Annotated in this window: 13 protein-coding genes and 1 pseudogene; 3 read left to right on the top strand and 11 right to left on the bottom strand. The window is 71.1% G+C overall.

Annotated features, from left to right (window positions below):
- Positions 1–17: 17 nt before the first annotated feature.
- The 5 genes from ACIQVT_RS20450 to ACIQVT_RS20430 all read right to left on the bottom strand — a co-directional run bounded on the left by ACIQVT_RS20450 (position 18) and on the right by ACIQVT_RS20430 (position 5,501).
- Positions 18–1,382: a pyridoxal phosphate-dependent decarboxylase family protein gene (locus ACIQVT_RS20450; RefSeq protein WP_403755345.1), complete on the bottom strand. Its 1,365-nt coding sequence runs from the start codon at positions 1,380–1,382 to the stop codon at positions 18–20.
- Between the two features lie 44 nt (positions 1,383–1,426).
- On the bottom strand, positions 1,427–2,272 hold the full coding sequence (locus ACIQVT_RS20445; protein WP_403755342.1) for a fumarylacetoacetate hydrolase family protein: 846 nt from the start codon (positions 2,270–2,272) through the stop codon (positions 1,427–1,429).
- A 9-nt stretch (positions 2,273–2,281) separates the two neighbouring features.
- The gene (locus ACIQVT_RS20440) at positions 2,282–3,217 is read right to left on the bottom strand and encodes a 3,4-dihydroxyphenylacetate 2,3-dioxygenase (RefSeq protein ID WP_403755339.1); all 936 of its coding nucleotides are present in this window, start codon (positions 3,215–3,217) and stop codon (positions 2,282–2,284) included.
- Positions 3,210–4,679, bottom strand: coding sequence for an aldehyde dehydrogenase (locus ACIQVT_RS20435; RefSeq protein ID WP_403755336.1), 1,470 nt, complete (start codon positions 4,677–4,679; stop codon positions 3,210–3,212). Before ACIQVT_RS20435 ends, ACIQVT_RS20440 begins: the two co-directional genes overlap by 8 nt.
- Positions 4,680–4,925: 246 nt before the next feature.
- Positions 4,926–5,501 carry a MarR family winged helix-turn-helix transcriptional regulator gene (locus tag ACIQVT_RS20430; RefSeq protein WP_403755333.1) on the bottom strand — a complete coding sequence of 192 codons (576 nt, stop codon included), beginning with the start codon at positions 5,499–5,501 and terminating at the stop codon, positions 4,926–4,928.
- 269 nt (positions 5,502–5,770) lie between these two features.
- Between ACIQVT_RS20430 and ACIQVT_RS20425 the strand changes: the two genes are divergently transcribed.
- On the top strand, positions 5,771–7,126 hold the full coding sequence (locus ACIQVT_RS20425) for a glutamine synthetase family protein (RefSeq protein ID WP_403755330.1): 1,356 nt from the start codon (positions 5,771–5,773) through the stop codon (positions 7,124–7,126).
- 251 nt (positions 7,127–7,377) lie between these two features.
- Here the strand turns inward: ACIQVT_RS20425 and ACIQVT_RS20420 are convergent, their stop codons facing one another.
- Positions 7,378–7,968, bottom strand: a complete 591-nt coding sequence (locus ACIQVT_RS20420) for a PP2C family protein-serine/threonine phosphatase (protein WP_403755327.1) — start codon at positions 7,966–7,968, stop codon at positions 7,378–7,380.
- A gap of 431 nt (positions 7,969–8,399) precedes the next feature.
- On the opposite strand from ACIQVT_RS20420, the pseudogene ACIQVT_RS20415 reads away from it, so the two are divergent.
- Both ACIQVT_RS20415 and ACIQVT_RS20410 read left to right on the top strand, forming a co-directional pair.
- Positions 8,400–8,495 (top strand): annotated as a pseudogene (locus ACIQVT_RS20415) (hemerythrin domain-containing protein); the annotation flags it as partial.
- Positions 8,496–8,643: 148 nt separating this feature from the next.
- On the top strand, positions 8,644–11,706 hold the full coding sequence (locus ACIQVT_RS20410; RefSeq protein ID WP_403755324.1) for an FAD-binding and (Fe-S)-binding domain-containing protein: 3,063 nt from the start codon (positions 8,644–8,646) through the stop codon (positions 11,704–11,706).
- A gap of 57 nt (positions 11,707–11,763) precedes the next feature.
- Here ACIQVT_RS20410 and ACIQVT_RS20405 read toward each other — a convergent pair whose 3' ends face one another.
- From ACIQVT_RS20405 to ACIQVT_RS20385, 5 genes are all read right to left on the bottom strand, one after another.
- Entirely contained in the window at positions 11,764–11,916 is a 153-nt protein-coding gene (locus ACIQVT_RS20405) for a hypothetical protein (RefSeq protein ID WP_403755909.1), read from the bottom strand.
- A complete protein-coding gene (locus tag ACIQVT_RS20400; RefSeq protein WP_403755321.1) occupies positions 11,913–13,049 on the bottom strand; it encodes an enolase C-terminal domain-like protein in 1,137 nt (378 codons plus the stop codon). Before ACIQVT_RS20400 ends, ACIQVT_RS20405 begins: the two co-directional genes overlap by 4 nt.
- A complete protein-coding gene (locus tag ACIQVT_RS20395) occupies positions 13,046–14,890 on the bottom strand; it encodes a thiamine pyrophosphate-requiring protein (RefSeq protein ID WP_403755318.1) in 1,845 nt (614 codons plus the stop codon). The genes ACIQVT_RS20400 and ACIQVT_RS20395 overlap by 4 nt, the downstream gene beginning before the upstream one ends.
- An 884-nt stretch (positions 14,891–15,774) precedes the next feature.
- Entirely contained in the window at positions 15,775–16,116 is a 342-nt protein-coding gene (locus tag ACIQVT_RS20390; protein WP_403755315.1) for a VOC family protein, read from the bottom strand.
- A 62-nt stretch (positions 16,117–16,178) separates the two neighbouring features.
- Positions 16,179–18,392, bottom strand: coding sequence for a glycoside hydrolase family 9 protein (locus ACIQVT_RS20385; RefSeq protein ID WP_403755865.1), 2,214 nt, complete (start codon positions 18,390–18,392; stop codon positions 16,179–16,181).
- Positions 18,393–18,619: the final 227 nt, after the last annotated feature.

Genomic DNA, 18,619 nt, shown 5'->3' with positions numbered 1-18,619 from the left:
GGTGACGCGCGGGGCGGTCAGGAGCGGGCGAGCTGCTCCAGCCGCTGGTGCAGCTGCTCGACGTAGGTTTCGGATTCGGGCTTCATCAGCACGCTGCGCAGGATGCGCGCGCTGTCGGCGTCGGCGTTGATCTTCGGGTGGCGGGTGGTGAAGCGCTCGGCGCCCACGCGGAGGGTGCTGAGGAAGACCGGGTCCTCGGTGTCGGTCATCCCTTCCCGCAGGATCCGGTTGCTGGCCGCGTCGATCGCCGAGAGGGCGGTGCCCGCGGTCAGCGGGAAGTAGCCGACGATGTCCAGCTGCGGCGGCTGGTAGAGCTCGAAGTGCTCGGAACCCTCGATCAGTTCCGCCCAGCGCAGCGCCGCCCGCCGGCCGGCTGCCAGCACCTGGCCCAGCCCGTCACGGGTGGGCGGCAGCAACTGGAAGGTCAGCCACAGCGCGGCAGCCGCCGCACCCGCCCTGGAGCACTCCAGGCTGATCTCGCCCAGGTGCAGTTCCTCGGAGGTGAAGTACGTGTACGGCGAGTCGTGCAGGTAGAACCGGCCGACCGAGGGGTCGCGGAAGAGGACCAGGCCACAGCCGTAGGGCTGGAGGCCGTGCTTGTGCGGGTCCACCACGATGGAATCGGCCTGGGCGACGGCCTGCCAGGGCTCCGCAGGCAGACCCTCGGGGCCGTCCGCGCCGGCCAGCAGGGTGAAGAATCCGCCGTAGGCGGCGTCGACGTGGATCCGCACGCCGTAACGCTCACGCAGCGCCAGCGCCTCGTGGACCGGCTCGACGGCGCCGAGCCCGGTCGTACCGGCGGTGAGCACGACCGTGCCGACCCGGCCGCCGCGCAGCAGTTCGTCCAGCGCGTCGAGGTCCATGCGGCCGAGGTCGTCGGTGGGGACGGGGAAGCCTTCCACCCCGAGAACCCCGCACATCCGGCCGTGCGTGTAGTGGGCCTCCGTGCTGTACGCGACACCCTTGCCCGGGTGTAGTTCGCGCGCCACGAACAGCGCTTCGAGGTTGGCGATGGTGCCGCTGGTGGTCAAGTGCCCCAGGTGGGTGTCGTAGCCGAGCATCGTGGCCAGCTGCTGGACCACCTCCCGCTCCATCGTGGCGGTGGCCGGGCCACCGTCCAGGGCGTGGTTGTTCGGGTTGATCAGCATCGCGGTCAGGTACCCCACCACTGCCGCCGGGTGGGGCGGCTTGAGCATCTGGCCCGCGTAGCGGGGGTGGAAGAACGGGTAGTTGTCCTTCAGCCGCTCGGTGAAGACCTCGAACGCGGCGGCGAACCGGTTGTCGTCGACGGCCAGTGCCGGGTGCGGGTCGAAGGCGCCGAAGGTCTTCGCCCACTCGGCGTTCGACGCGACCGCCGAGGCCAGCCACTTGTTCAGATCCATTCCGTCCCTCTTCCTCGATCGGTGTGTATGGACGCGGTCGGGGCTCAGCGCCTGGGCGGGCGGATGCCGCGGAACTCCCAGTCGCCGCCCAGGGCGGTCGAGAGCACTTCCTCGGACTCGGTGGGCTGGGCGCCGACGTCGGTGCGGACGGCGGTGGGGCCGGTGACGACGTGGTTGGTGAGTCTGCCCAGTCCCTCGACCTCCACCTCGACGACGTCGCCGGGCTGCACGGGACGGGAGTTGGCGGGGGTGCCGGACAGCAGGACGTCGCCGGGGCACAGGGTGATGGTGCGGGCGATGTCGGCGACGAGGTAGTGCATGTCCCACGTCATCTCGTCGGTCGAGCCGTCCTGGACGACCGTGCCGTTGACGTAGGTGCGCAGCCGCTTGCCGTGGAAGTCCCAGTCGGTGACCAGGCCGGGACCGAGCGGGCACAGGGTGTCGGACCCCTTGACCCGGAGCATGGACCCGGCGTCCGTGTCGCGGAAGTCGTGCAGGCCGTAGTCGTTGGCGATCGTGTACCCGGCGATGTACTCCCCCGCCTCGGCCGGGGAGATGTTGCGGGCCGTCCGCCCGATCACTATGGCGACCTCGCCCTCGTAGTTGAGCCACTTGCAGCCCTCGGGGCGGACGATCGCGCCCTTGTGGCTGTTCAGTGCGGAGGTCGGCTTGTGGAAGTAGGTCGGGGTGTCCGGCAGGCCGATCCGGAACTCCTCGACGCGGCTGCGGTGGTTGAGGTGGACGGCGATCACCTTCGAGGGGAGCACCGGGGGCAGGTGGTGGGCCTCCTCGGTCCTGACGCGACGGCCGTCCCCGGCGACGAGCTCGTCCCCGTCGACCGTGACCTGGACGGCGACGCCGTCGAGGAGGACGCGGCGGTACTCGGGCATGAAGGGCTCCTAGATACGGCTGTGAGGGGTGCGCGCGGCGGACAGGCCGGTGCCGGTCCAGCCGTCGGCGGGGCGGTCGAACCAGAGGTGGGCCTGACCGGTGCCGACCGAGTTCTCGTACTCGCCGTACTGGCGGGCCCTGGCCGTGCACGCCCGCTCGCCGAGTGCGCCGGCCATCATCAGGTAGTGGAAGAACTTGGCCTCGGGCTTGTGCTTCCAGAACGCGTCCATGGTGTCCAGGACCCGGTCGTGGCGGCCCTCCTTGAACCAGGCGATCCGCTCCTCGTCCGCCGCGCGCGCCTCGGGCGTGAAGATGTGCGCCGGGTCGCTGGCCTCGTGCTCACGGATCTCACGCAGCGGCCAGAAGGTGTGCGAGAGCGCTCCGGAGGCGATGAGCAGGACCCGGCGTCCCGGGGTGGCGGCGATGCCGTCGGCCAGCGCCCGGCCGAGGCGTAGGTGGTCCTCCATGTCACCGGTCTGGCAGACGCCGATCGTCACCCACCGCTTGTCCGGCAGGCCCTCACCCAGGAACTTCCACAGGTTGACGGTCGCGTAGTAGATCGGCAGGTACGCGTCGTCGATCGCGGTGATGAACGTGCCGTGCCTGTCCGCGAACGACGCGATACTGTGGGCGAGTTCCGGGTCTCCGGGGAAGTCGTACGGCATGCGGCACATGCCGCGCGGCAGTTCCTCGGAGGTGAACAGGCCGGCCCGGCGGGGCTGTGCGGTGACGACGAACTCGACGGTCGTGGCCCAGTGGGAGTCGAGGACGACGACGGTGTCGTATTCGTTGGCGGCATCGCGCTCGAAGACGTCCTTGCGGAGCTGCCTCAGGCCGGTGACGAGGGTGATTTCCTTGCCCCCGTTCAGTTCCCGCCGGGTCTCCTCCGGGAGCACGATGGTGGGGACGTGGGCGAGCAGGCCCGCCCCGACGATCTCACCCATGGTGCTTCCATCCGTTCGGTGCGGTGACGGTGTTCTTGACGTCGCAGTAGAAGTCGAAGCTCCAAGTGCCGCCCTCGCGGCCCACGCCCGAGTGGCGGGAGCCGCCGAAGGGCGCCTTCAGGTCGCGGACGAAGAAGCAGTTGACCCAGACGGTTCCGGCGACCAGCCGCGCGGTGATGCGTTGGGCACGCTCTCGGTCGCTCGTGGCGACGGTGGCGGCCAGCCCGAAGCGGGTGTCGTTGGCGAGCCGGACCGCCTCCTCCTCACCGGTGAAGGTCTGGAGCGTCAGGACTGGGCCGAAGACCTCCTCCTGGACGATCTCGGAACTCTGGACGACGCCGGTGAGGAGGGTCGGCGCGTAGTACTGCCCCTCCTTGGGGTGTCCGCCGATGACCGCGCGGGCGCCGGCCTCCACTGCCCGCTGCACGAAGCCGTCGATCTTCTCCAGCTGGCGGGGGTGGATGGTGGGGCCGATGTCGGTGGCCTCGTCCCGCGGGTCGCCCTGCTTCAGCTGGGACACCTTGTCGACGAAGCGGCGGGTGAACTCCTCCGCGATCGTCTCCTCGACCAGAATGCGGGTCGCGGCGAGGCATACCTGCCCTGCGTTGTCGTACTGCTCCACCGCCAGGTCGACGGCCAGGTCCAGGTCGGCGTCGGCGAAGACCAGCAGCGGGGACTTGCCACCCAGCTCCAGGCTCAGAGGCGTGAGGTTGGCGGCGGCCGACGCGGCGATCCGCTGCGCGGTCGCGACGGAGCCGGTGAAACTGATCCGGCGCACATCCGGGTGCGAGGTGAGCGCGTCGCCGATCTCCGAGCCATAGCCCTGCACCACGTTCAGAACACCGGCCGGAAGCCCGGCCTCGGCCGCGATGTCGGCCAGCAGCGAGGCGGTCAGCGGAGACCACTCGGCCGGCTTGAGGACGACCGTGTTTCCCGCCGCCAGCGCCGGGGCCACCTTCCACGTGGCGAGCATCAGCGGTGCGTTCCACGGTGTGATCAGCACGCAGGGGCCGGCCGGGTCCCAGCTGACGTGGTTGGTGTGACCGCGGGTCTCGAAGTCCTCGTGCTCCAGCTTCAGCAGCCAGTCGGCGAAGAAGCGGAAGTTGTGCGCGACGCGGGGCATGACGCCGCGGCGGTGGGAGCGCAGGAGGGCGCCGTTGTCGGTGGTCTCGACGATGGCCAGCTCTTCGAGCCGCTTCTCGACCCCCTCGGCGATGGCGTGCAGGATGCGGGCGCGCTCGGGGCGCGGGGTGGCGGCCCAGCCGGGGAAGGCGGCCTTGGCGGCGGCGACCGCCGCGGCGGCCTCCATCGCGGTACCCCGGGCGATCTCCCCCAAGACGCTGCCGTCGACCGGCGAGATGTCGGTGAACGTCTCACCGGAGGCGACGCGCTCGCCGCCGATCCAGTGCCGGGTGTCGACGGGTACACCGGCGACGACAGCTGCTACGGACTCGCGGGTCATGTCGCGACCTCCACTTCGTTTGGCCCCAAATAAACAGTCGCGTCGAGGCAGCGTCAAGACCCCTGCCGAAATTTATTTGGGACCAAACGTTTTGGCTGACGGCCGACGCCCCTCCTCGGCGACGGAACCCGGCGGATCGGGCGGGACCCAACGGAACCGGCGAGCGCACGCCGCCTCCGGCGAAGTGCGCGACACCCCGAGGCGAGAACGGCACGTCGTCGGGGGCCGTGGCCTCCGGCGGTCCGGCTACGGGCGCGGGCGGCGGCCCGAGCGTCGTGGGGCGAGGCTTTCGCCGTCGAGGAGCTCCCGCCTGCGCTGCTCACCGTGCTCCTCGAGCCGGCCGACGATGACACGCAGACTGTCGGCAAGCTGGAGGCACTGGTCGGGGCTGAGCGGGGCGGCGACGAACGCCTCCTCGGCGTTGAAGGCCGGGAACAGCTTCTCCATGAGCTCTTCCCCTTCAGGGGTCAGCGAGAGCAGGACCCGGCGGCGGTCCTCGGGGTGCGGGGAACGGGCCACGAGGCCGCGCGATTCGTGGGTACGCGAAATACCGGTCAGGGTGCCCTTGGAGATCCCCGCCTCCTCGGCCACGGACCAGGTTTCCGCCTCGCCCCAGATCCACAGCACCCACAGCACGACGAAGCCGGTCCACGTCAGCTCGTGCGGACGCAGCACCGAGTTCTCCAGGTGCTGCCGGACGGCGGCCGCCGCCCGGTGGATGTTGCCCACGGCGGCCATGGCCTCGCGCTGCAGAGTCAGGCCACCCAGCCGCCGCTGTACGGCCCGTTCGGTTTCGGTGATGGATCGGCGGGGCCCGGGCACGGGCTTCTCCTCGTCGTCGGGGCGGCGGGGGCCGCCGAGGTTTCATTTGCGGCCAAATGTATCTCCACAGCCGCCGGATCCGGCATCCTCGGCCGTGACCCGAGGCAGGTGAACCTGGGTGCCCCCTCTTGTGGGCGGTGCAGCCGACCCATATCGTTTGACACCAAATGAATGACGTCCCGGCGCCACCGCTCGGCCGTGAGGCCGCACGGATGCCGTGCGGGCGCATCGGACGAGACGCAAGCCCTCACCGCCTCCCTGGAGTTCCCTTGAGCGCGCACACAGACCGCCAGGTCCGACAGACGATCGAGGCGCTCGACGCCCAGGGGATCGATGTCCTCCGCGTCGCCTACCCGGACATGATGGGATCCGACCGCAGCCGGGACATCCTGCTGCACCACCTGCCGCACGCGGCCGGGCACGGCCTCGCCTTCAGCCGCGCCGTCTATCACACCGGCGCCCTGGGTGATCACTCCGACATCGCCGGTGGCCTTCAGGCGGGCATGCCCGACATCCTGGTGCGCCCGGACCTGGACACCGTCGTCCCGCTGCCGTGGGAGCCGAACGTCGCCTGGTGCATCGGTGACGTCCGGGACCCGGCCACCGGCCGGAGCGTGCCCGAATCGCCCAGGGACCTGTTGCGCCAGGTTCTCACCCGCCTGAACAACGCGGGCCTGACCGCGCTCGTCGGCCCCGAACTGGAATACGTCCTGCTCGAGCCGGACGCCGACACGCCCACCGGGTGGCGGCGCTACGCCCCCGCCCCGGGGAACGTCTACACCACCGGCCGCCGCGCCGACCCGGACGGACACCTTCTGCGCACGGTGCGCGCCCTGCACGCCCTCGGCCTTGATGTCAGCGGCGGCAACCGCGAGTTCGACGACGGACAGTTCGAGATCAACCTCAATCACTCGGCAGCACTGAACGCCGCGGACCGCGCCTTCCGGTTCAAGGCCGCGGTCAAGGAACTCGCCCGCAGCGAGGGCCGGCTGGCGACGTTCATGGCCAAGCCTTTCAACGAAGGCGGCGGATCGGGATTCCACCTGCACGTCTCCCTGATCGACACGGACGGGAACAACGTCTTCGACGCCCCCCGCGAGGCCCACGGCCTCTCGGCCACGGCCCGTCACGCCCTGGCCGGCGTCCTCGTACACGCACCGGCTCTGTCCGCACTGCTCAACCCCACCGTCAACTCCTACAAGCGGTTCGGCCCCGGCACCACCGCCCCCTGGCTGATCAACTGGGGCCTGGACAACCGGAACGCCGTGGTGCGCATCCCGCCGGAGCGCGGTGCCGCATCCCGACTGGAAGTCCGCCTCGGCGACGCCACGGCCAATCCGTACCTCGCCGTCGCCGGCCTCCTGGCCGCCATCCACCTCGGCATCACTGCCGCGGCCGAGCCTCCGGCGCCTGCCACCGGCCTCGCCGCCGACACCGGGACCGCCGACCGGCTACCCACCGACCTCGGCCAGGCCCTCGACGCCCTGCAGGCCGACGATCAGCTCGTCGACGCCCTCGGCAAGTCGTTCGTCGACGGCTTCCTCACCTTCAAGCGGGACGAACTCGCCCGGTTCCACCGGTACGTCACCGACTGGGAGTTCCGCGAGTACGCCCGGATCAACTGACACCGCCCTTCCCGGACCCAGTCCCCCTCTTTGACATGAGCACCATGCCGGGCTTGCTGCGGTCCGTCTTCCAGCTACGGCGGCCGCGGCGTCCGCTGGGCTGGACGAAGCACCGAGTGACGACGGCTTGCCGGCCAACCTGCCGTGGAGGGCTTGGTGAAGGCAGCGCGCCTGACTGCTCAGCTCGTGTCGTGTGCCGGACTGTCCGGTGGCCGCCGACCGGTGCCGAAGCGCTCTTCATGACCACCGGTCTATGCGCGAGGGGGCGTGCGCAGTGCCAGCATGGCGACGTCGTCGTCGTTGTCGTCGGGGCGTACCTGTTCCAGCAGTACGTCGCAGAAGGAATCCAGAGGGCGGTGGGCAAGAGAGGCCGCGTGTCGGCGCAACCGGTCCAGTCCCTGGTCGATGGAGTGGTGCGGAGACTCGACCAGGCCGTCGGTGCAGAGCAGGACGGTGGCGCGGGGCGGCAGGACGGTGACGGCATCGGGGCGGGGCCGACCGACTCCGGTCCCGAGCAGAATGCCGTGAGCGTCGATGAGGTAGCGGGCCTGACCGTCGTGGCTGACCAGCAGAGGGGGAGGGTGGCCGGCGTTCGTCCGGGACAATCGCCACAACCGGTCGTCGGCCAGGACGAGGGTGGCCAGGATCATGGTGGCCATGCGGACCTCGGCTATGTGTTTCACGGCTTCGTCGAGCTGGGTGACGACGGCGCTGGGCGTGGCCCGGGGGCGGGACCATGCGAAGGCTCGCAGCATGTTGCGGACCTGCGCCATTCCGGCCGCGGCGTCAAGGTCGTGAGAAAGCGTCTCAGGAACACGGACTGTATGAGGAGCCGACCGCATCGTGCGCGCCGTCGCAGCCGATCTCACGCCGAAGCCGCGCCGGAGCGCACGCCCCCGGGAGACCTCCCCATGCCTCCGCTGCTGGAAGCAGGTCCGCCGCGTCCGGCTTCACGTACCGCGTCCCCGTCGTCCGCACGTCCGTGTGCCCGGCCCACATGGCGAGCGGGCGATCCGACACCGCGTCGTACGCCAGGGAGGTCAAGCACGACGCCCGCGCATCGTACAGACGGACTCCGCGCGGGCTGTTCTCGTCGTGACGTGCAGGCCGCCCCGGAGCGTCCCGCTCACAGGTCCCCCGCAGAACTCTCACGACCGAGCGGCTGCCCCGCGGTGACACCGATGCGCCGAATGCCCACCAGGTTTGCGGGCGCGGGAGCCTGGATACACAGTCGAGGCATTCCTGACGGGCCGCGCGAACGAAGGAAACACCCATGGGACACGGTGGGGACGTCATCGGGGGACTGACCACCGATCACCGCGAGGTCGATGAGCTGTTCGGGAGGATCGAGGCCCTGGCGCCCCCGGGGACGAGCGGCGCAAGCTGATGAAGTCGGGCGACAAGGTCCGTCAGGCCAAGAAGACCGTCTCGCCCCGTCCGCACCCGTCCGCCCCAGTGCCTTCCGCCCGCTGCCGTCAACAGATCACCCGTCGCCGAGTGGAGTGAGAGTGTCGCGCATGGAACCCGTCGACCTGCCCCTGCCCGTCGTCAGGCGCCCGCAGGCGCAGACCGACGTGCGCGCTCTGGAGCACGATCTGCGCGCACGGGTCGACGGGGAGGTCCGCTTCGACGCGGGTACGCGCGCGGCGTACTCGACGGACGGGTCGAACTACCGGCAGGTACCGATCGGGGTGGTCGTCCCGCGCACGGTGGAGGCGGCCGTGGAGGCGGTGGCGGTCTGCCGGGAGCACGGGGCACCGCTGCTGTCCCGTGGCGGCGGCACCAGCCTGGCGGGCGAGTGCTGCAACACCGCGGTGGTGCTCGACTGGACCAAGTACTGCCACCGGCTGGTGTCGGTGGACCCGGAGAACCGGCGCTGCGTGGTCGAGCCGGGCATCGTCCTGGACGACCTCAACCGGCAGCTCGCCGAGCACGGGCTCATGTACGGGCCCCGGCCGGCCACCCATCCGAACTGCACCATCGGCGGGATGATCGGCAACAACTCGTGCGGGTCGACGGCCCAGGCGTACGGCAAGGTCGTCGACAACCTGCACCGCCTGGAGGTGCTCACCTACGACGGTGTGCGGATGTGGGTGGGGCGGACGGACGACGGCGAACTGGAACGGCTGACCGCCGCCGAGGGGCGGGAGGCCGAGCTGTACCGCGGACTGGTGGCCCTGCGGGACCGGTACGCCGGGTTGGTGCGCGAGCGCTTCCCCGACATCCCTCGACGGGTGTCCGGCTACAACCTCGACTCGCTGCTGCCCGAGCACGGCTTCGACGTCGCCGGACTCCTGACCGGATCGGAGTCCACGCTGGTCACCGTGGTGCGCGCGGAACTCGAACTCGTTCCGGTACCGAAGCACACCGCCTTGGTCGTGCTCGGTTACAAGGACATCTGCCAGGCGGCCGACCACGTGCCGGCCGTCCTGGAACACGGCCCGGCGGCACTGGAGGGCGTGGATCACCAGCTGGTCCACTTCCAGCAGGAGAAACACCTCAACCCGGAGGCGCTGAAGGAGCTGCCCGAGGGCCGCGCCTACCTGATGGTGCAGTTCACCGCGGACACGCGGGAGGCGGTCGAGGCCAAGGCCCGGGCGCTGATCGACGCCAAACCGGACGATGTGGACCACACCTGGTACGACGACGAGCAGCACGTGCACGAGTTGTGGCTGGTCCGCGAGTCGGGGTTGGGCGCCACCGCGCACGTGCCCGGCAAGCCCGACACGTGGGAGGGCTGGGAGGACTCCGCCGTCCCGGTCGACCGGCTCGGTGACTACCTGCGCGACCTCAAACGGCTGTACGAGGAGTTCGACTACGGGCATCCGTCCGTGTACGGCCACTTCGGCCACGGCTGCGTCCACACCCGTATCCCCTTCGACCTGGAGTCGGAGGAGGGCATCGGCCGGATGCGCGCCTTCGTGGAGAGGGCCGCCGACCTGGTCGTGTCCTACGGGGGATCGCTGTCCGGCGAGCACGGGGACGGCCAGTCGCGGGGCGAGCTGCTGGTGAAGATGTTCGGGCCGGAACTGATCGAGGGGTTCGAGCGGCTGAAGGGCCTGTTCGACGCGGGCGACCGCATGAACCCCGGGAAGATCGTCCTGCCGTACCGCCTGGACGAGAACCTGCGCCTGGGCGCGGACTACCTGCCCTGGGAGCCGGAGACCGTCTTCGCCTTCCCGCACGACGACGGCAAGTTCAGCCGTGCCGCCGCCCGCTGCGTCGGCGTCGGCAAGTGCCGCTCCTCCGAGGGTGGCGTGATGTGCCCCAGTTACCGGGCCACCCGGGAGGAGGAGCACTCCACCCGGGGCCGTGCCCGGCTGCTGTTCGAGATGGTCAACAACGACGGCGACTCACCGATCACCGACGGCTGGCGGTCCGAGGCGGTCCACGACGCGCTCGACCTGTGCCTGGCCTGCAAGGGGTGCAGGACGGACTGTCCGGTCAACGTGGACATGGCGACCTACAAGGCGGAGTTCCTGCACCACCACTACAAGGGGCGGCTGCGGCCGCTCGCGCACTACTCCATGGGCTGGTTGCCGGCGGTCGCCCGGGTCGTCGCCCTCGCTCCCCGTACCGTCAACGCGTTGACGGCGGTGCCGTGGGTGGCCCGCGCGGCGAAGGCGCTCGGTGGTGTCGCCCCTGAGCGCGATGTGCCCGTCTTCACCGAACAGCGCTTCACCGATTGGTGGCGCGAGCGGGGAGGATCGCGCGGTGGGGGAAGCCGGGGCGAGGTCGTGGTGTGGCCCGACACCTTCACCGACCACTTCCACCCGGCGATCGGCAGGGCGGCGGTCGAGGTCCTGGAGGCGGCGGGTTTCCGGGTCAAGGTGCCCGAGGCGGCGGTGTGCTGCGGTCTGACCTGGATCTCCACCGGGCAGCTCGGCGTCGCCAGGCGTGTCCTCGGCCACACGATCGACGTGCTGCGCGAGGACCTGCGCCGCGGCACTCCCGTGGTCGGCCTGGAACCCAGTTGCACCGCCGTCTTCCGCGCGGACGCCGCCGAACTCCTGCCGAAGGACCCCGACATCGACCGGTTGCGCGAGCAGACCCGCACACTGGCCGAACTCCTCGTGGAACGCGCCGGGGACTGGCAGCCGCCGCGCGTCGACGCCCGCGCGGTGGTCCAGCGTCACTGCCACCAGTACGCGGTCATGGGCTTCGACGCCGACCGGAAGATCCTCGAACGCGCCGGGGTCGACGCCGACGTACTGGACGCCGGCTGCTGCGGACTCGCCGGCAACTTCGGCTTCGAGAAGGGCCACTACGACGTCTCCATGGCCTGCGCCGAGGCGGGACTGCTGCCCGCCGTGCGGGAGGCCGACGAGGCGACGCTGGTTCTCGCGGACGGCTTCAGCTGCCGTACCCAGGTCGACCAGGCGGACACCGGACGTACCCCCCTGCACCTGGCGGAAGTGCTGGCGGCGGGGCTGAGGGGGCAGACGGTGGTGCCGGAACGGCCGGAGGCTCCCGGGGCACGGGGTCTGCTGCCGCTGGGCGCCGCCGGCGCGGCCGCGGGGGCGCTGGCGGTACTGACCGGCGTGTGGCGCAGGCGTCGCGCGGGCCGCCGTCGGCACTGAGACCGGGCCTCCGCGTCCCGGCGGCCCCGGGCGGCGCGGACAGGCGTGCCCGGCTCCTCACCAACCCGTGGCGGAGATCTCGTCCTGGCGCTGGGCCACGTCGTACTCCTCCGCGAACAGGCCCGCCGGCCCGCACGCCGAACGGGTCCGCTCGAACCGTCGCGGGCCCGTCGGCGCACGACGGGTGAGCGGGTGAGCGCGAGTGTTCATGCGGTGCGGTAGCGGTCGGCGGCCGCCCGGTCCAGGGTGAGGCCGTGGCCCGGTTCGCCCGAGGCACCGGGCGTGACGGTGCCGCCCCGCGGGTCGAGCGTGCCGTGGAACAGCAGGTTCTCGATCCGGACGTGGTCGTGGAACCACTCCAGATGCCGCGTGTTGGGCACGGCCGCGGCGACGTGGGCGTGCAGGTGCGGGGCGCAGTGGCCCGAGATGTGCAGCCCGAGCCCTTCGGCGACGGCCGCGACGCGGAGCCAGACCGTGATGCCGCCGCAGCGGGTGACGTCGGCCTGGAGGCAGTCGACGGCACCCGAGGCCGCCATCCGGGCGAAATACGGGAGGGCATAGCCGTACTCACCGGCCGCGACATCGGCGGTGACGGCGTCGCGCACCTCACGCAGCCCGGTGAGGTCGTCGGAGGAGACGGGCTCCTCCAGCCAGGTGACGCCGAGGCCGGCCATGGCGGCGGCCATCCGTACCGCCTGCTTGCGGGTGTAGCCGCCGTTCGCGTCCACATACAGTTCGGCCGCGTCACCCACGACACGGCGGGCCAGCGCGGTGCGGTGCAGGTCGCGGGCCTCGCAGCGGCCCCAGGACTCGGCGACCTTGATCTTCACCCGCTCGATGCCCTGGTCGGTCCAGCCGCGCAGCTGCCGTTCGAGCTGGGCGTCGTCGTACGTGGTCAGTCCGCCGCTGCCGTACACCGCGACCTCGTCACGGGCCGCGCCCAGCGAACGCACCAGCGGCAGGTCCAGCAGGCGCGCCTTGAGGTCCCACAGCGCGATGTCGACGGCGGAGACGGCACCGGCGGCGATGCCCGGCCTGCCGGCGTTGCGCAGCGCCCGGCTCATCCGGTCGTTGGCGGCGGGCACGTCGAAGGCGCCGTGCCCGACGACGAGGTCGGCCAGTTCGTGCTCGACGACGGGGGCGGTGGCGGGCGAACCGTAGGTGAAACCGATGCCGGTCCGGCCCGCCGCGGTGGCCTCGACCAGCACGAGGGTCGTGGCGTCCCAGGTCAGGGTCGCGTCACCACCCGGCAGGTCGGTGGGGACCCGGTACACGGAGACGGCCAGGTGCTCCACGACCGGCCCGTCCCGGAGCGTTTGGCCCTGTGGCGTCGCCTGCCTCACTTGTTCCCTTCGGCGCTGTCGTGCGGCCCGGCGCCGGGCCGGTCGTCGCGGTGCCGGCTGCCCGGCAGCATCTCCTGCACCTTGGCCTTCAGCCCCTGCCTGACCATGGAACCGCGGTCGCTGTCGCCGTGCAGGATCGCGGAGGCCGCCGCCTCGATCTGGTCCAGTGAGGCGTGCGGCGGGATCGGCGGGACGGCCGGGTCGGTGCGGAAGTCGATGACGAACGGCCGGTCGGCCGCCAGCGCCCGGTCCCACGCCGCCTCGACCTGCTCGGGCTTCTCCACCCGCACCCCGTCCAGGCCGATGCACTGGGCGATCTCCGCGTACGGCAGATCGGGAATGGACTGCGACTCCTCGAACTGCGGGGCGCCGGACATCGCCCGCATCTCCCAGGTGACCTGGTTGAGGTCGCGGTTGTTCAGCACCGCCACGATCAGCCGCGGGTCGGACCACTCGTGGTGGTACTTGGCGGCGGTGACCATCTCCATCATGCCGTTCATCTGCATGGCGCCGTCACCCACCAGGGCGATCGCCGGCCGGTCGGGGTGGGCGAACTTCGCCCCGATGGCGTACGGCACACCGGGTCCCATCGTCGCCAGCGTGCCGGACAGCGAGCCGCGCATCCGGCCGCGCAGGCGCAGGTGCCGGGCGTACCAGTTGGCGGCGGAGCCGGAGTCGGACGTGAGGATGACGTCGTCGGGGAGCTTGCCGTCCAGGGCGTGGACGACGTACTCGGGGTTGACCGGATCGGCGTCCACGGCGGCCCGGCGCTGCATGACCTCCCACCAGCGGGCGACGTTCTTCTCGATCCCCTCACGCCACTTCCGGTCCTCCTTGCGGCGCAGGAGCGGCAGCAGCCGCTGGAGCGTCTCGCGGGAGTCACCGACGAGATTCACCTCGAAGGGGTAACGCAGGCCGATCATGTGCGGGTCGATGTCGATCTGGACCGCCCGCGCCTGGTCCAGTTCCGGCATGAACTGCGTGTACGGGAAGCTGGAACCGATCATCAGCAGGGTGTCGCACTCCTGCATCAGCTCGTAGGAGGGCCGGGTGCCCAACAGGCCGATGGAGCCGGTCACATAGGGCAGGTCGTCAGGGAGGACGTCCTTGCCCAGCAGGGCCTTCGCCACCCCGGCACCGAGCACCTCGGCGAGCTGCTCCACCTCGGCACGCGCCCCGCGCGCGCCCTGCCCGATCAGCACGGCGACCTTCTCACCGGCGTTCAGCACGTCGGCGGCCCGCTGGAGGTCCTCGTCCGCCGGCACCGGCGCGTAACGCCCCAGGCCGAGGCTGGACGGCACCATCTTGAACGCGTGCGTGGGCGGCGAGTAGTCCAGCTCCTGCACGTCGGCGGGCAGGATGATCGCGGTGACGGTGCGCTTCGCGTACGCCGTGCGGATCGCCCGGTCGATCAGGTTCGGCAGTTGCTCCGGGACCATCGCCGTCTCACAGAACTCCGAGGCGACGTCCTTGTACAGGCTCTGGAGGTCCACCTCCTGCTGATAGCTGCCGCCCATCGCGCTGCGATTGGTCTGCCCCACCAGCGCCACCACGGGTACGTGGTCCAGCTTGGCGTCGTAGAGCCCGTTCAGCAGGTGGATCGCCCCCGGCCCCGAGGTCGCCGCGCACACCCCGACCTTGCCGGAGAACTTCGCGTACCCCACCGCTTGGAAGGCGGCCATCTCCTCGTGCCGGGCCTGCACGAACTTCGGCTTGTTCTCCGCCCGTCCCCAGGCCGCCAGCAGGCCGTTGATACCGTCGCCGGCGTAGGCGAAAACATGGTCCACATCCCACTCGCGCAGTCGTCGGAGGATGTAGTCGGACACCTTCGTGCTGGCCATGGAGACTCCGTTTCTGGTCCTGCGTACGCCGTGACCGCCCTCGGCCACCTCGTCCGGAACAGCGGGTGTGCGGGAACGGCCCGACACCATGGGTAACCATCCCGATGGAAGGGAAACGTCACCGGAAGCCCTCCGTGCCCGAGTCGCAGCGCACGGTGCCGCGGTCCGTGGCCGTCCCTGACGGGGGATCGAGGGCTGGAGGCGGCAGGTGGAACCGCGGTCGATTCAGCCGTCCGGTGCCATCATGGGCATGCCGCCGGTGGCCTCCCCGGCCACCCGTCGGAGCAGCCGGACATCCGCGCCACTGTGAGCGAGGCGGCCCTGCCGGCGCCCGGGTCGCGAGCGATCTTGTGCACGGCCCGGGCCGGAGTCCGGCTCCACGGTCGGCCCCACGGGGCCGTGTCGGCACAGGTCCGGCGTTCAGTACGGCCGTGCCGGCGCCGCGGCGGCCGTCCCGCTCCGTGCGAATCCCACAGGATCACCCCCTGCCCGACATCGACCGCCGCGGAGCGTCGACCCGGTCAGGACTTGTTCCCCGGTTCGCACCGAAGGGGCCGGAAACCGTGTTGCTGTCACATTCGCCCGATCAGGGAGTGCTCGTCAGCACGGTGCACCGCGACCCGGGCGTCGGCGGACGTGCGGAGCTGCTGACCCGGTTGGAGGGCCTGGTCCACGCGGCGTGACGCGAGGACCAGCACCGGCACTGTCGCTGAGCGCGATCCGGGGAGACGGTGCCGGCCGGCCGCCGGTGCGGGGTGTCACCCGCCGTCGCTGCTGATCGCCGCCGGGCACCGGCACGACAGCCCGCGGTACCGGCCCGTTCCCGAACGCGGTCGCAGACCCCGCACCGGCCACCGGACGGCCACGCGCCGCGACCGTGCCGGTCAGTGGATGCAGAACTCGTTGCCGGCCGGGTCCTTCAGCACAGTCCAGGTGAGGCCCGGAATGCTGTGCTCGCCCACGACGCTCGCGCCCAGGGCGACCAGTCGCTCCACCTCCCCCGCCCGGCCTGTGCCGGGCGCGGCGGCGAAGTCGACGTGTACGCGGTTCTTGCCCCGCCGCTCTTCGGCCACACGCTGGAAGCCCCATGCCAGAGGCTGTGCTCCGACGATGACGAAGTCGCCGTGGTCCTGGGCGATCTCGCCTCCCGACGCAGTGGCCCACCACCGGGCCAGCTCCTGCGGTTCCGCACGATCCACCCTGACCATCACTGCTGTCAGATTCATGATCGTCACCCTGAGGGCGACCACCGACGATCATCCCGCTCGAGTGGTTGTGACCAGCAGGCCTAGTCGTCCCCCTGGTCCGCGACGAAGGCCGCCATCCAGGCGAGGGACGCGTTCCAGTTGATGGCCGTCTCGTTCGTGGACCAGGACTGGATGTCGTCGATGTAGCAGAACTGTCCCACGCAGCCCTGGAGTCTCCCCTGGGCGTAGGGGTCCTGGATGCTGGAGTTCGCGCCTCCCGCGAGCGTTCCCTTCGGCGGGTTCGGGAGGGCCGGGTCCAGCTCGTGGGCGTACCAGCGGCTGTGCTCGTTGTGCGAGGCGACCTCGCCGTAACCGGTCACGTACGACTGGTTGAGCGCGTTGCGGCCCAGGACGTAGTCCATGCTCTGCACCGCGCCGTCGCGGTAGGCGGTGCGACCGGTGATGTCGTACGCGTCGGCGATCACCAGCGCGTTGTCGAGGATCTGGCTGTTGGAACCCCAGTCGTAGGCGTTGCCGGTGGGCGCGTACGGCAGGCCGTAGGGGTGCGCGTCGAGGGTGGCCAGGTAGGTGTCGGCGGCCTTCACCACGGAGCGGCGCACCCCGTCGCGGCCGGGCAGCCGGTTGGGGACGGTCGCGAGGTCGAGCCGGCCCAGGGCGGCCGTCCGGCCCCAGTCGAAGCCGGTGGCGAAGACGTCCGCGGTGTGCAGCGGGGAGGCCAGGAGGTGGTCGGCGAACCGCTGTTCGCCGGTCGTGAGGTACAGCTCGGCGGCCGCCCAGTAGAACTCGTCGCTCGCGTCGCCGTCGGCGTAGGCCCCGCCGCCGGTCCCGTCGCTCTCGGACGCGTACATCTCGGGGTGGGCCCGGGCCGCGGCCCAGGCCTTCTCGGCGGCATCGAGCGCCCGGGAGGCGAACGCGCGGTCGTAGGGGCGGTACAGCCGTGCGGCCTGTGCGGCCGTGGCGGCCAGGTTGAGGGTCGCCTGGGTGGACGGCGGGTGCAGCTCGCGCTGCTGGGGGTCGTCGCCGGGGAGCAGCGGCAGCCCGGTCCAGTTCGCGTCGTGGATCTTGTGGTGGGCCATGCCCGCGAGCGGCTCGCCCTGCGGCACCTGCATCTTGAGCAGGAACTCCAGCTCCCAGCGCGCCTCGTCCAGGATGTCCGGCACCTTGTTGCCGCTCTCCGGAATGGCGAGCGTGCCGTCCCCGAGCTTCGCCGGCTGCCCGGTGCGGGCGAGCCGCGAGCGCTCGTACTCGTTCAGCAACTGCCAGGTGGCGACACCGCCGTTGACGACGTACTTGCCGTGGTCGCCCGCGTCGTACCAGCCGCCGCTGACGTCGAGCCGGTAGTCGCACACGCCCGGCTGGCACGGCACGTCGACGTCACCCTTGTTCGGCGACGTGCCGACGTGCCCCGCGGGCCGCCCGTACCCCGGGCGCAACGCGTCGCGGATCTCGATGCCGCTGCGCTGCGTGTAGTAGTACTTCAGCGCGTCGGCCCGCAACTGCCCGTACGGGGCCGGGCTGATGTCGAACGGACGGCTGGTCTCGCCGTCGGCGACCAGCGTGAAGCCCGTGCCCCGCCGGTGGTAGGAGCTGAAGTCGATCGACTGGACGGCCTGGCCGGAGGAGGCGTCGACCCCGCGCGGCACCGTGCGCCCGTGCGCGACGGTCGTCCCCGTGGCGTTCTTCAACTCCCAGGGCAGCCGCGCGGTGGCGGTGGTGACCAGAGTCGCGTTCTTGGGGCCCGAGGGCAGATAGGCCACCTGGTTGACGCGGACGCGCGGGCCGGTGTCGGGCTCGTACACCTCGGGCGGTACGCCACCGAGCAGCGACACGTCGTCCACGCAGAAACGCCAGGGATCGGCACTCCCGCCGAGCTGGAACCCCACCTGGGCCTGCGTGGTGTCGACGGGCGAGGTGAAGGTGTACGAGTAGGTGTTGCCCGAGACGCTCACCTGCGGGCTCACCTCGTAGTAGGTGTCGTAGGGCGACACCGACAGGCCGACGATCACCCGCGGGACGTGTCCCTCCGGTGAACCCGAGGCCTTGAAGCCGAGCCGGTACGACTCTCCCTTCACGAGCGTGATGTCGTTCTGGCCGACAGCCGCGTCCCAGCGGTCGGCCGTGCCACCGGGGACGTTCGCGCACAGCTGCCCGTCGGAGAGCTCCCCGGTGACGTTCGGGGTCGTCCACCAGGGGTCCATGCCCGTGGTGAACGACCCGTTCCTGACCTGTTCGACCTCGTCCGCGGTGGCCCTGCCCACCGGGACGGCGGTCAGCGTGGCCGCGGCGAGGGCCATCACGGCCAGTGCGGACGATCGGCGTCTGATCACGTCTGGAGCTCCTCGCGAGATGGCGGACGAGCAGGCTGGGGCATCCGGTCTCCGGTTCGACGGAACGCCCCGCCCTGAGCATGGGAGCGCTCCCAATCGGTCGACCGCTGGCCAGTGTTGTGGCCTGTGCGCACCCTGTCAACGAGTACGACGACCACGGGTCCCTGCCCTCGGGCGTCCGTGGCGACGGGTGG

Source organism: Streptomyces sp. NPDC100445 (assembly GCF_044759735.1).
In the GTDB taxonomy this organism is placed as follows: Bacteria; Actinomycetota; Actinomycetes; order Streptomycetales; family Streptomycetaceae; genus Streptomyces.
The sequence above is the reverse complement of the archived record's forward strand: the minus strand, read 5'-3'. Positions and strand labels throughout refer to the sequence as shown.